Origin of the sequence: Demequina sp. NBRC 110056, assembly GCF_002090155.1 — a bacterium.
Classification (GTDB): domain Bacteria; phylum Actinomycetota; class Actinomycetes; order Actinomycetales; family Demequinaceae; genus Demequina.
Genome location: NZ_BBRM01000007.1, coordinates 125,093 through 137,924, shown reverse-complemented (window position 1 = coordinate 137,924; position 12,832 = coordinate 125,093). Strand labels below are relative to the sequence as shown.

Sequence of the window (12,832 nt, the reverse complement as noted above, 5' to 3'; positions counted from 1 at the left end):
GGTGTTCAGTCCTTGTTGAGGTGGGGTGGCGGTGTTTGCGCGTGCGTTACGCGGTGCGACCGTGCGTCGCAGCTGGTGGGCGGACAGGCACGTCGCGAGGCGCGACGCGAACGGGCAGGAGCGCTTCGCGGATGCGCGTGGCGGTGAGGAGGGAAGCGGTCGCATCGCGCAAGGTATGCAGCGGGTGCTCGGTTGCGCCCTTGCCGATGGCTTCAGCGACTGCAGAGATCATCGGAACGTATCCGTTGCCCTGGACCGGGTACGAGAGCGTCTCGGGGCCGAACAGCGCACTGAGCGGGTCGGTGCCGCTGTGGATCCGCAGTGCGAGCGGCGTCCAGAACGGTGCGGGGATCTCGAGCCACCCTTTCGTGCCGCTGATGGCCGCTGACGGCGCGATGTACTCGCGGTGTGACGACGCGATCTGTGCGACCACCCCGTCCTGAAACTCAAGTTGCGCGAAGACCGTGGCATCCACACCGTCCAGGACCGTTCCCACGGCGTGAACGCCGGCCGGCTCTCCGAAGAGATCGTGCGCCATCGCAATGGCGTAGATGCCTTGGTCAAGGGTGGTGCCGGGCAACGGCCGTGCCGCGCCGGCGGGTATCCCGAACGCCGCGCGGAGGCTCCGGGGCGTACCAAGACGTTCGCCTTGCACGAAGGCCATCGCCGCCCGGTAGCCGTCGGCGAACTTCATCCACATGGCCTCCATGGCGAAGAGTCCGGACTCCGACTGCGCGTGAGCGATCCGCGCAGCTTCGACCGGGTGGGCCGCCAGCGGCTTCTCGACCAGCACGTGCTTGCCCGCTCGCAGTGTCCGCACGGCGATGTCGCTGTGCGTGCTCGTCGGTGTCGCGACGTACACCAGATCGACCGCGGTGTCAGCGAGGAGGTCGTCCACCCGGTCGTAGAAGCTGGGGGCCTTCAGGGTCGCCGCGAGAGCGCGGGCGCGCGATGAGCTCCGAGATGCCACCGCAGACACCGTCACACCATCGACGAGGGCAACGTCTGCGCCAAGGGCACGGCTGATCGAGCCGGTACCGACGATCCCGATGCGCATCCTTGCCTCCCTCGGCACAGCGCCACAGTGCGCGCCGTCTCGCTAGTGTCACGTGACATGGTACGTTACCACCCGTGTCGCGTCACTGGTGACCGTCACGCGGCAGATGGACCACCTCCACCTCCTGCCCCCATTCCTCAAGCACGAAAGCGCCTCGAAGATGAGTACACAGACGGAGCCGACGACTGACGCTTCCCACACCACTGGATCAGCGATCGCACCAGTCCGATTGAAGGAGAAGCTTGCCTACGGCGTCGGCGACATGGGCCAATCGCTGGTCACCTCAACGGTTGCAGCGTTTGCCCTGTTCTACTTCACCAACGTCGCCGGGATCGGTGCTGCGATCGCCGGCACCATCCTGCTGATCGGACAGCTACTCAACGGCGTCACCGATTTCGTGATCGGCGTCCTCATCGACAAGACAAGTACGCGCTGGGGCAAGCTGCGCCCTTGGATCCTCTTCACCGCCATACCCATGGGCGCCGTCTATGTCGGGATCTTCACGGTCCCTACCGGACTGAACGACACCGGCAAGGTCGTCTGGTCGATCATCATGTACTCGCTGCTCATGGCGGTCTTCTACACCGCCGCGAACGTCGCCTACGGAGCTCTGGTCTCGGTGATCTCGGCGGACACCAAGACGCGCGTGTCCCTGAGCACATTCAGGTTCTTCGCCTCGATTCTCACGAGTCTGGTCGCGTCGACAGCGACCCTTCCGCTGGTGGAGGCCCTCGGCAACGACCAGGCGGCGTGGACGTCCACGGCGGGGATCTATGCGGTGATCGCCGTGACCACCGCCCTCGTGGTGTTCACCGGGACCCGGGAGCGTGTGGTGACGAACGACAGCTCACGCGTAGGCCCCAAGGTGCCCGCACGCACGATGCTGCGCACCCTGTTCCGCAACCGCTACTTCCTCTGGGCGACCGTGCTGTTCATCATGGTCAACGGCCTGAACGGGTTCATCGCCGCCGGGGCCGTGTACTTCGCGAACGACGTGCTCGGTGACGCCACTCTGTATGGGCTCCTCGCCATCGCAAGCCTCCTGCCGACAGTGGCCGGGATCCCACTCATGCCCACGCTCATGGGCAAGTTCGGCCGCAGGCCGGTGATGTTCGTCGGCTTTGGCCTCACGGTGTTCGGGACTGCGGTCGTCGCCATCGCGCCCGACAGCCTCCCGGTCCTCCTGGTAGGCCTCGCAATCCGCGGACTGGGGCTTGTGCCGTTTGCAGTCGGAAGCATGCCACTGCTCGCCGAGATCGCCGACTACGGAGAGTGGAAGTACGGGTTGCGCCTTGAGGGCCTCACGTTCAGCGTGTCTTCGCTCGGCTTCAAGATTGGCACCGGCCTGTCGGCGGCGGTCGTCGGCTGGCTGCTCGCTTGGGGAGGGTACGACGCGGCAGCATCGACCCAGGGTGAATCTGCGAGGCTCGCCATCACAGCGGCATACGTCTACCTGCCGCTTGTCGCGGGAGTTCTCGCGATCGTGGTGTTCCTGTTCCTCAACGTCGACCGTCACCGCCCACAGGTGGAGGCCCACCTCGAGGCCACGTCGGCTGCGAGCCCCGCGGCGCACGCCTAGAGAGCCCAGTCTCCCCGGGGCCTCCTCATCACGCCGTGTCGCCTTCGACGAGCCGGAGTTGAGGGAACCCGGCGGCAGACGGACCCGGCTCCACTCGGTCTATCGCACCTAGGAGGTTTGCTCCGAGCCCACGACCCACGTCAGCTTGATCAATGCGAAGCGTCGTGAGACGCGGGAACCACAGTTGGCCCTCTGGCGTGGCGTCGACCCCGATGATCGCCGCCTGCTCGGGCACCGACACCTTGAGCTGTCTGCACGCTGCTAGCACCGCCAGTGCCACGACATCGACCTGGCACGCAATCGCGACAGGCGGGCGCTTCTCGAGAACTGGCTCGAGGACCTCAGCTGCAGCGCCAGGCTCCAGGGGAATCTCCACGAGTTCCGGGTGCGAGAGACCCAGCTCCTGGGCCGCCCGCGAGGCGCCTCGAAACCGCCCCATTCCGCTCGAGTAGTCGGGAGCGCCGTCCGGACGAGCGAAGAGCAAGCGTCGCCGCCCAGCACGCTCCACGAGCGCCCGGACGAGCGTCGCGCCGACGTAGGCGTCGAATTCATCCACCTCGGACGCGCCGCTGTCAGGAACGACCACGGCACCCGTCTGCCTCAGCTGAGCCGCCGCGTCCGGAGCGAGCACGTTGTAGTTCACGATCGCCACCGGCGCAAGCTTGCGGAGGTCGCTGACAATCGTGTCCATGTCTGCGACTCCAAACTGCACCAGCACGTGGAATCCCCGTGCGGAGACGACGGCCTGCAGTTCGACGATGGAATCTTGGAACGCCGGGGGAAGCGTGCCCGCCGGAACGAGCACAACGACCGTCGATCCCTGTCCTGTCCTGAGTCCTCGTGCGGCTGGCGACGGCGCGTACGACAAGTCGTCGACCGCCTTGAGCACTCGGGCGCGGGTAGCCTCAGGGAACCGGTCGCCTCGACCGTTGAGGATCTCGTTGACAGTGCTCCGCGAGAAGCCCGACGCGCGCGCCACGTCCCAGCTCGTGGCGCGCTTCGGTCCGACGGGTCGAGTCATTGGAAGAGTTTGGCACAGCGCCTGAGCCCGTTGCGGCCGTGCCAGTCCGGCGCCTACAGCGCGTCACTCACCGAAGCGTCCGTGAGCGACCCCACAAGCTCGGGACGCAGCAGCTCTACCCACGCCGCGTATCCGGGGCCCGTGAGATGAAGCTCGTCGAGCGAGAACTCCTGTTTGATTGCGCCCTCGTCAGTCGCAAGCACGCGCCAGAGGTCCAGGAATGCCGCGCCGTGCTTGGCCGCCAGCTCGTGGTACCGCGCGTTCAGCGACTCGATCCGCTGCCTGAGCTCCGCCGTCCGCGGCATCACCGAGCTCACCACGATTGGCACATCCCCGGCCCGGTCGCGCACGAGCGAAAGGATCGCGTCGACGTTGGCGACGATCTCGTCCTCCGCGACCTCGGCAGTCAGGTCATTGGTACCAATGAGCAGTGATACGGCGGCTGGCGAGTTGAGCTCCCTGCCGGTGCGCTTGAGCACCTCGTCCGAGCGCTCACCTCCGACGCCGCGGTTCGCAACCGGACTGCCGGCGAACCATTCGCTCCAGAGCCCCTGCTCGGTGATGCTGTCGCCGAGGAAGAGGAGCGCGCCCGGAGGGACGTCGACCTCCTGAAGTTGGCTGTTGCGCATGGCCTTCTGCCGCTCGAGCATCGGCGCGAAGAGGTTGAGGTAGAACGCCATATCGCGCTGTTCGAATCCATGCAGCGGGATGTGCTCGTCCACAAAGGCGGTCAGTTCCCTGGCTGCCTCTCGGTCCTCCGGGGCCTGTCCGGCGAACAGGCCGTGCGGTGCCCCTTCGAAGACATGCAGTTCGGCCCGCACGCCCGCTTCGCGCAGCGCGCGATGCAGGCGCACGGTGTCCGACTGTAGGACGTCCCTAGTGCCCGTGATCAACGTGGTGGGCGGGAAGACGGAGACGTCACCGAACAACGGTGACAGGCCAGGATCGGTGACGTCGTGCCCACCCGCGTAGAGTCGTGCGCGCTCGGTGAGGCGGCCCGACGGAATCGTGTCACCCAACCGATGGGTCTCCACAGTGTCCCCTTGGCCTGTCAGATCGACCGCAGGAGAGTTCAAGAGCAGAGCGGCAGGGAGCGGCACGCCCTCAGCAGCGAGGCGTAGCATCAGCGCCGCCGCGAGATTGCCGCCAGCACTCATCCCGAAGACAGCGATGCGGCTGGCGTCGCGAGAGGTCAGCAGTTCACGGTAGGCGGCGACACAGTCGTCGAGGGCAGCAGGATACGGATGCTCGGGCGGCATCCGGTAGTCGACGACCCAGGCAGGCAGGCCGTACGTGGTGGCCACGAGACTCGCGGCCGCTCGGCTTACCTCGCCGCCGCCATCAGTCCAGCCGCCTCCGTGCAATGCGAACAGGACGCGGTCGTCGGCGGCGTCGTCGTGTGGGGACGGCGCGGTGAAGACGGTGACCTCCCCGACCGTGACCTCGCTCACCGGCAGCATCCGTTGCGTTCGCACACCGCCCACGGTTCCCATCGCCGTGCCGAGAATCTGCTCGGGGGTTGTCGGCGCGGAGTCCTTGAGCATCCGGGCCCACGCTGCGGCGTCAGTGCCCGGGGGCTCGGGAGTGCGCGGCAGCCCGTAGAGAAACTGCGACATCTGCAGGGCCTCAGCGCTGATGGTGGTCGGCCACGGGATCTTGCGCTCCGGGATGACAAGGGGTTCGGGCGTCACGTCATTGTCGGCCACTGCGGCGTCTCCTTGCTGGTGCGTGCGCCGTGAACGCCGCCAGCAGCGTGTTGAAGTGATCGCAACGGTCGAGCGGCCTCGCTCAGGTGGCCGTCATGGGCTGCACGCGACGAACCGACACAGCGTGAGTCGGCTAGGTGTATCGTGACACTAACCGCACAAGTGGTCACCGGTCAAGGTGACAGCGCCTTGTATCGCCGCTCCCCCGACGCGGACGCTTCGCCCAGACAGGAAGAGCCTCAAGGATGAGCAAGCTGAACCCCGAGATCGACGCCCGCCTCGGGTGGGCCCGCACTGTTGATCCCGCGCGCCTCATGACCGACCCCGAGCTTCGCGAGCGCCTCGCGACCACGTATATCGCCCCAGGAGACCTGGAGTCACCTACGGTCGAACCCGAACGGGTGCGCATCAACAGTGACTGGTCCCCGTATCCGGTCGAAGCCCGGCTGTACAGGCCAGCACATGGTGCGATCGCGTCCGCAGTCGTGTGTGTCCACGGCGGAGGGTTCCTCGGCGGGAGCGTCCAGGACAGGGAGTCCGACGGACTTGCACGTGAGATCGTTGCGCGCACCGGGTCTGCGGTCGTGTCGGTTGACTACCGCCTTGCGTCGGCGGACCACCACTTTCCCGCCTTGCACCGCGAGGTTCTCGCAGCCCTGGATTGGACGTGCTCGCCAGAAGGGCTAGACCTCACGCCCCGCTCCGTGGTGCTCGCGGGTGCTTCCGCCGGCGCATCGCTGTGCGCCACCGTGGCGCTCGAACTACGGGAGCGGAACGCGTCCTTGCCAGCAGGACTTGCGCTGGTCTACCCGCTCCTGTTCCGAACGAGCCCGGGCGTGGATCTTCCGGGGGACATCGACCGCGTGCCCCCCATCTTCCGCATACTTCAACCGTCGGTCGAGTTCATGTTCGACTCCTACATTGGATCAGAGCCTGTCGCGGAGGGGGGCGTCCCGGCAAGCCTTGACGACGCCGACTTCCACGGCATGCCGCCGAGCTTGGTGGTCGCCGCCGAGTACGACGATCTGGCGGGTCACGCGCATGAGTTCGTCCGCAGGACCGCGGCCGCAGGAAACGATGCTCAGCTCCTCGATGTGTCTGGCATGCCACACGGATTCCTGCAGCTGCCCCCGTCTCTCCCAGAGGTCGAGAGCACGCTGCAAGCTATCGCCGAGTTCCTGTCCGGCCACGTCGGCCCCTCAGGCCCTCGGTAGCACCCGCGTCTCCGCGAGCGCCACGTCGGGCATGCGGCGGCGCCAATGCACTCCCCCGTCTGCGGTGCCACCACTTCGCGACGGTCCGCCGCACATTGCCGTCACCACGGTGAATGACCAGGGGCCGGCTGTCGCAGGTACGCACCGCGCTCCGGCTCTCGGACCCGACGGAACTGCGCGCAGCCCCACCGCCTCGGCTTCAGGACGTCGCTTCGGCGCGTGTCCTGTCGCCTGCCGATGCACCGTATGCAAGACCGTGCCCGAAGCGGAAGAGCGGGTCGCGCGTGTCGAACGGAGCGTCCTCCCGACTCTCCAGTACCGCGTCCATGGAGCGGGGCACGTCGAGAGGCAGCGATCCGCAGGGCTCGCCATCGCCAAAGAGAACCTCGACGAAAGGACGGTCAGCGGTGCCGAAGGAAGCGATCAGCGCCGCAGCTCCGATGAGCGGCTCGAGGATCGGCGGTCGGTCGAAGAACACATCGATCACCGTCGGCACGGTGTCGATGAGGTCAAGCAGGTGGTCGCGCTGCTCCGGTGAGTACTCAAGGCTCCCCTTGTGCATGGAACCGAGGAAGCTCTTGGCCGGGTCCGCGTGGTTGGGCGCACTGACGCGCACGACGGCAAGGTCAGCTTCCGATGCACTGGCAACGACGTCCGCATAGCCCGCGAAGGCATCCGGATCGACTCCTTCTACATAGACCTTGACGCCGGCCCGCGCTGGCAGCGTGGGCGCATCGTCGGACCCATTCGTGAGAAGAGTGAGAGACGCCTTCTGCGCCGCCACTCCGGCTTCACGGAAGTCGCGTCGCCCGACGACATCGTTCGCCCGATCTGCGTCGACGAAGCGCGCGCCGTCGAAGAGGCCGAGCAAGAACTTCTCGCGCAGCAACCTCCGCACAGACTCATCGAGTCGTGCTTCCGTGACGCGTCCGCCCTTCACCGCGGACATGAGGTGCTCCGTATGGCTCTCGCCGCCGAACTGATCCACACCGGCCTCGAGGAGGCGGACCACACGGTCCTCCTCGCTCAGGTGCTCGACTCCCCACGCCTTGGCGGGGAAGTGTTCGCCGTAACCGGTGATCACACCGAAGTCGGTGCAGACGATCCCGTCGAACTTCAGGCGCTCTCGAAGGATCCCAGTGATCACCGACTTGTTGAACGCGAAGCCCACCTCCTCGTGCTCCGTGCCCACGGGCATGCCGTAGTAGGGCATCATCTGCGTCGCACCGGCCTCGATCACATCGATGAACGGCTGCAGGTGGTACTCGAAGAACCCTCCCGGATACACCTGCGCCTTGCCGTCGGAGAAGTGAGGATCAAGTCCGTCCTTCTGCGGTCCGCCACCCGGGAAGTGCTTCGGCATCGTCGCAACCGAGGAACGCGTGAGGATGTCCCCGCCATCCGGTCCTCGGAATCCACGCACGTAGGCCGCACCAAGGCGACCGGTGAGCTCAGCATCCTCCCCGAAGGTTCCGACCATCCGCGCCCACCGTGGTTCCGTCGTGAGATCAATCTGCGGGTGTGCGCCGACACGAATACCCACCGCCAGGTACTCCTGACGGGCCGTCTCAGCGAACGCCTCGACCATCTCCGTCGACCGAGTCGCCGCCAGGCCCAGTGCCTCAGGCCATGCCGAGAATGCTGCGCCCGCGGCGTTCGCCGTGAGCGGGTTGTCGGTCACCGAGTGTCGTGGATCCGTCGCAAGCGTCACCGGCACCCCTAGAGGATGCTCGAGCGCCACACGCTGAAGCGCGTTGTGGATCTCGGCGAGGTCACGAGCGGCCGGCGGCGAGCCCTGAACGAAGAAGGCGGACATGCGTCGCTCGCGGATGTGCTCGGCCGCTCCCGGTCGCCCGTACTGATCAGGCCGCTCGGGATCAGTGACGCCCATGTACTGGTGGTACAGGATGCCGACCTTGTCCTCGAGCTCCATGCGAGCAAGCAGGTCATCGATGCGACGCTCGACGTCGACCGTGGGGTCCTCGTAGGGGTGTCGCCCCGCCATGGCGGCTCAGGTCTCGCGGGTAGCAGCGAACTCGTCGAGCTTGCCGTAGAAGTCTTCAAAGAGGAGGCGCACATCGATGCTTGAGTACACGCGTATCGTGCCAGCATCTGACTGCTCGCCGTACAGCCCGTTCTCGAGCAGTGACGGTCGCGGCACGTCGGTGTAGTCGCTCGTGTACGGCTCAGGGCTGTAGGGGCCGCCAAGCGCTGTGAGAGAGACAAGGGTGTGGTCGCCGAGGCCGTAGGCCTCACCCATCTTGAGCCCTCGTGACCAAGCGTCGACGCGGTGGCCGATCTGGTCGAAGACGTGGCGCCCGAGTGCGCCTCGAGAGCGCACCCGCGACCATGCCTCGCTGCGCGACATGAGCGCCTGGCTGAAGACCCCCTGCGGCATCTGCCACAACGGCACCTGGAAGTCGTTGAAGACGACTCGCGAGGCGGTCATGTCAGTGTTGACGTTCGTCTCGCGCCACCGCACGTCCGGGGGAAGCTCGTCCGCCGTCATGTCGTACTTCTCGCCTCCGAGCCAGATCACGGTCATGCGATCCGCGATGCGCGGCTCGAGCAGAAGCGCGCTTGCGACCGTCGTGAGGCCTCCGCCGCAGGCGACGTACAACGGCAGATCCGTGTCGTCACGCATAGCCTCGCGCACGAGGGCTTCTGCGGCCGCGCTCACAGCCGGCGTCGATGCGTCGGCCATAGGCAGGTTGCTACCCTCCAGGACCACGACGTCGTCCCTATCGGCCAGCTCCGCGACCTCTCGCACCACACCCACGCCGCGCGTCACACAGTCATCGGTCCACTCAGGGTGGTGCACGCCAACAGCAGAGGACACGACGAACGGAATCTCGATGCTTCGGCACAGCAAGTGGTGCGCAATCTCGACGACGCAGTCGGGATCTCCGCAGAAGTCGTTGTCGATGACCACGCGCGAGCGCGCCTCGATGCGGTCCGAGCTCCATGGCTCAGTCGTTGTCATGCCCTGCTCCTTCCGCGGTGCGATGGCGCCGCGTCATCAGTCGACGGCGCGCTGGACACGCCGTCGGGTTCACTTGTCAGACTCGTCGCGACTGGCCCCGCAGCCGCGTTCCTCCTGAGGATCGGCTCCGGCCCACGCCATGGCAAACGGCGATGACAATCGATTGCCAAAAGGCTACGTTGAGATCGCATCGTCGTCAATCGCCATCACTGCTCGGCAGGTGGCTGCTCAGATGCAGCGCTGTCCAGGGCGTGATTCACGGCGACTTCCACGCCGCGCACCTCGGCGAGCCCCTTCATGCGCCCGATCAGTGGATAGCCGGGTGCGCTGTCGCGGCGGAGGTCGTCGAGGATCCGATGACCGTGGTCGGAGCGAAGGGAGATCCTGGGACCGGCTTCGCCACGCCGGCGCTCCTCACACACGAGTTCGCGCACCACGCCCACGATGTCGATGTCGCCGTCGATGTGCACCGCCTCGTGAAAGCTCTCTTGGTCGGCTTCGCGGCGGGTGGACCTGAGGTGGGAGAAATAGATGCGGTCCGCGAAGCGGCGGGCCATCTCGACCACATCGTTGTCGGCGCGCACGCCATAGGAGCCGACGCACAACGTGAGGCCATTCGCCGGCGACGGCACCGCGTCCAGGATCCACTGCGCATCGGCCATGGAAGAAACCACTCGCGGGATGCCGAAGAGGTCGAACGGCGGATCGTCAGGGTGGATTGCCATGCGGACGCCGACCTCCTCCGCGACGGGGATGACCCGTTCGAGAAAGTACTGGAGGTTGCCTCTCATCGAATCGTGCGTCTGGCCGTCGTACGCGGCGATGGCGTCACGGAACTCGCCGACGCTGTACGACTCCTCGGATCCTGGCAGCCCCGCGAGCAGCGTGCGCGTCACCGCCTCCACCTCATCCGAGCCGGCCGCATCGAACCAGGCTCGCGCCGTAGCGACGCGCTCGGGTGCATACGACTCTTCGGCGCCCGGCCGCTCGAGAACCCACAGGTCGAACGCCGCGACCGCGTTGGCGTCGAACCTCAGCGCCGTGCCACCGTTCGGTAGCGGCCAATCAAGGTCCGTCCGCGTCCAGTCGAGTGCGGGCATGAAGTTGTAGCAGACCATGTCGATGCCGCACTCAGCCAGGTTGCGCAGCGTCGTGCAGTAGTTGGCTATCCAACGATCGCGCGACGCGAGGCCGCGACGGATGTCCTCATGCACAGGGACCGACTCGACGATCGACCAATACAGGCCGGCGTCATCGCACTCGCGCTGACGGGTGCGGATGTCCTCGACCGACCAGACCTCACCGTTTGCGACGTGGTGCAGCGCCGTCACGACGCCGGTCGCGTCGGTCTGGCGCACATCACGAAGCGTGACGGCGTCCGAGGGCCCGTACCAGCGCCACGTCTTCTCCATTAGGGATCTCCCTCGTTGTCTCGCCCCGCCGGCACTGCAGTGCGTGGCCGATGCGGTGGCTGGATGGGTAGCCGATGCGCTCGTGGGGTCAGCGGTCGACGCGGGCGCCGCCGCCGGCGGCGAGCTTGTGGACCTCGGCCTTGGTGGCCATGGTGGTGTCGCCCGGGGTCGTCATCGCCAGGGCACCGTGTGCCGCGCCGAGGTTGACGGCACGCTCGAGGCTCTCGCCTTCGAGCAGGCCGTGGATCAGTCCTGAGGCGAAGGAGTCTCCGCCGCCGACGCGGTCCAGGATCTCCAACCCGTCGCGCTGGGTGGACCGGACCACGCCGTCGGCCTTGGACCACGCGAGGGCGCCCCAGTCGTTGACGGTGGCGGTCTTCACCCCGCGCATGGTGGTCGCGATGACCTGGAAGTTGGGGAACGCTGCCGCGGCGGACTGGATCATCTGCGCGAAGCCGGCCACATCCAGGTCCTCGAGATCCTCGTCCACGCCGGGGACCTCGAAGCCCAGCGAGGCGGTGAAGTCCTCCTCGTTGCCGATCATCACGTCCACATGCGGGGCGATGGCCCGGTTGACCTCCTGGGCCCGCTCCTTGCCACCGATGGCCTTCCACAGGCTCGGCCGATAGTTCAGGTCATACGACACGACTGTGCCGTGACGGTGGGCTGCCTCCACCGCAGCGATCACGGTCTCGGCGGCCGTGTCCGACAAGGCGGCGTAGATGCCGCCGGTGTGCAGCCAGCGCACCCCGAGCTCACCGAACAGGTGATCGAAGTCGACATCATCTGCCGTGAGCTGGCTGGCGGCGGTGTGACCACGGTCGGACACCCCGACCGCTCCGCGGACCCCGAAGCCACGCTCAGTGAAGTTCAGACCATTGCGCACCTGCCGGCCGATGCCGTCATAGTCCTTCCACACCAGATGAGAGGTGTCGACACCGCCGGCGAGGATCAGGCTCTCCACCAGGTGACCGACCTCGTTGTCCGCCAACGCCGTCACCACACCAGTGCGGTAGCCGAACGCGCGAGCCAGGCCGCGGGACACGTTGTACTCCCCGCCGCCCTCCCACGCGGTGAAGGACCTCGCGGTGCGGATGCGACCCTCACCAGGATCCAGGCGCAGCATCACCTCACCCAGCGACACCGCATCGAAACGGCACTCGCCTGCACCCTTGACGTCGATCACAGCCATGTCAGACCTCCTCGCCTCCACTGTCACTGCCTGTCAGCGCCACAGCCTCAGCCACCAGCGCCGTCACCTCATCGAACTTGCCTGCAGCGACCAGGTCCCTGGGCACCATCCACGATCCCCCCACCGCATGCACCGCAGGGATGCTCAGGTACTCGTGCAGGTTCGCCGGTCCGATCCCACCCGTGGGCACGAACCGCACCCCACCGAACGGAGCCGCGAGGGCCTTCACCGCCGCGGCACCACCAGACGTGCCCGCGGGGAAGAACTTCACCGTCGACACCCCCAGCTCCAGGGCAGCCAACACCTCCGACGCCGTCACCGCACCCGGCAGCGCGAGAACACCACGCTCGCCGCACCGCTCGACGACTGCGCGGCTCAGCCCCGGCGAGACCACATAGGCCGCACCCGCATCGGCCGCCTGATCCACCTGCTCAGCAGTCAGCACCGTGCCCGCACCCACCAGCACGTCGCCACGGGCCGCCATGATCCGGATCGACTCCGCCGCCGCAGCCGTACGGAACGTCACCTCAGCCAGCGGCAAACCACCAGCCACCAACGCCCCAGCGAGGCCGTCAGCGGCCGCCGCATCGTCCAGCACCACCACTGGCACCAACCGATGCCTGCCCAACTGGGCCAGAACGTGTGGCTCGTACTCCATGCGACTCTCT

General features: G+C 66.8%; 10 protein-coding genes. 2 read left to right on the top strand and 8 right to left on the bottom strand.

Annotation, left to right across the window (positions count from 1 at the left end; all coding sequences use genetic code 11):
- Positions 1-46: 46 nt before the first annotated feature.
- Positions 47-1,057: a Gfo/Idh/MocA family protein gene (locus B7K25_RS12155; RefSeq protein WP_084106327.1), complete on the bottom strand. Its 1,011-nt coding sequence runs from the start codon at positions 1,055-1,057 to the stop codon at positions 47-49.
- A gap of 106 nt (positions 1,058-1,163) precedes the next feature.
- Here B7K25_RS12155 and B7K25_RS12150 point away from each other — a divergent pair, with 106 nt between their 5' ends.
- A complete protein-coding gene (locus tag B7K25_RS12150; RefSeq protein ID WP_144018998.1) occupies positions 1,164-2,636 on the top strand; it encodes an MFS transporter in 1,473 nt (490 codons plus the stop codon).
- A gap of 28 nt (positions 2,637-2,664) precedes the next feature.
- Here the strand turns inward: B7K25_RS12150 and B7K25_RS12145 are convergent, their stop codons facing one another.
- Positions 2,665-3,657 (bottom strand): LacI family DNA-binding transcriptional regulator, encoded by a 993-nt coding sequence (locus tag B7K25_RS12145; protein WP_084106325.1) that lies wholly within the window; start codon positions 3,655-3,657, stop codon positions 2,665-2,667.
- 53 nt (positions 3,658-3,710) lie between these two features.
- The gene (locus B7K25_RS12140; protein ID WP_084106324.1) at positions 3,711-5,363 is read right to left on the bottom strand and encodes an alpha/beta hydrolase fold domain-containing protein; all 1,653 of its coding nucleotides are present in this window, start codon (positions 5,361-5,363) and stop codon (positions 3,711-3,713) included.
- A 245-nt stretch (positions 5,364-5,608) separates the two neighbouring features.
- Between B7K25_RS12140 and B7K25_RS12135 the strand changes: the two genes are divergently transcribed.
- Positions 5,609-6,577 carry an alpha/beta hydrolase gene (locus B7K25_RS12135; RefSeq protein ID WP_084106323.1) on the top strand — a complete coding sequence of 323 codons (969 nt, stop codon included), beginning with the start codon at positions 5,609-5,611 and terminating at the stop codon, positions 6,575-6,577.
- Positions 6,578-6,776: 199 nt separating this feature from the next.
- Here B7K25_RS12135 and B7K25_RS12130 read toward each other — a convergent pair whose 3' ends face one another.
- The 5 genes from B7K25_RS12130 to eda all read right to left on the bottom strand — a co-directional run bounded on the left by B7K25_RS12130 (position 6,777) and on the right by eda (position 12,822).
- Positions 6,777-8,510 carry a glycoside hydrolase family 3 protein gene (locus B7K25_RS12130; protein ID WP_234988250.1) on the bottom strand — a complete coding sequence of 578 codons (1,734 nt, stop codon included), beginning with the start codon at positions 8,508-8,510 and terminating at the stop codon, positions 6,777-6,779.
- Between the two features lie 78 nt (positions 8,511-8,588).
- Positions 8,589-9,560 carry a nucleoside hydrolase gene (locus tag B7K25_RS12125; RefSeq protein WP_084106321.1) on the bottom strand — a complete coding sequence of 324 codons (972 nt, stop codon included), beginning with the start codon at positions 9,558-9,560 and terminating at the stop codon, positions 8,589-8,591.
- Positions 9,561-9,766: 206 nt separating this feature from the next.
- Positions 9,767-10,972: a mannonate dehydratase gene (uxuA, locus tag B7K25_RS12120; RefSeq protein WP_084106320.1), complete on the bottom strand. Its 1,206-nt coding sequence runs from the start codon at positions 10,970-10,972 to the stop codon at positions 9,767-9,769.
- 88 nt (positions 10,973-11,060) lie between these two features.
- Positions 11,061-12,164 (bottom strand): sugar kinase, encoded by a 1,104-nt coding sequence (locus B7K25_RS12115; protein WP_084106319.1) that lies wholly within the window; start codon positions 12,162-12,164, stop codon positions 11,061-11,063.
- A gap of 1 nt (position 12,165) precedes the next feature.
- The gene (gene eda / locus B7K25_RS12110; protein WP_084106318.1) at positions 12,166-12,822 is read right to left on the bottom strand and encodes a bifunctional 4-hydroxy-2-oxoglutarate aldolase/2-dehydro-3-deoxy-phosphogluconate aldolase; all 657 of its coding nucleotides are present in this window, start codon (positions 12,820-12,822) and stop codon (positions 12,166-12,168) included.
- Between the last annotated feature and the right edge of the window lie 10 nt (positions 12,823-12,832).

Coding starts and splice junctions, on each gene's coding strand:
- B7K25_RS12155 (WP_084106327.1), bottom strand. CDS start 1,057: ATGCGCATCGGGATCGTCGGTACCGGCTCGATCAGCCGTGCCCTTGGC.
- B7K25_RS12150 (WP_144018998.1), top strand. CDS start 1,164: ATGGACCACCTCCACCTCCTGCCCCCATTCCTCAAGCACGAAAGCGCC.
- B7K25_RS12145 (WP_084106325.1), bottom strand. CDS start 3,657: ATGACTCGACCCGTCGGACCGAAGCGCGCCACGAGCTGGGACGTGGCG.
- B7K25_RS12135 (WP_084106323.1), top strand. CDS start 5,609: ATGAGCAAGCTGAACCCCGAGATCGACGCCCGCCTCGGGTGGGCCCGC.
- B7K25_RS12130 (WP_234988250.1), bottom strand. CDS start 8,510: ATGGAGCTCGAGGACAAGGTCGGCATCCTGTACCACCAGTACATGGGC.
- B7K25_RS12125 (WP_084106321.1), bottom strand. CDS start 9,560: ATGACAACGACTGAGCCATGGAGCTCGGACCGCATCGAGGCGCGCTCG.
- uxuA (WP_084106320.1), bottom strand. CDS start 10,972: ATGGAGAAGACGTGGCGCTGGTACGGGCCCTCGGACGCCGTCACGCTT.
- B7K25_RS12115 (WP_084106319.1), bottom strand. CDS start 12,164: ATGGCTGTGATCGACGTCAAGGGTGCAGGCGAGTGCCGTTTCGATGCG.
- eda (WP_084106318.1), bottom strand. CDS start 12,822: ATGGAGTACGAGCCACACGTTCTGGCCCAGTTGGGCAGGCATCGGTTG.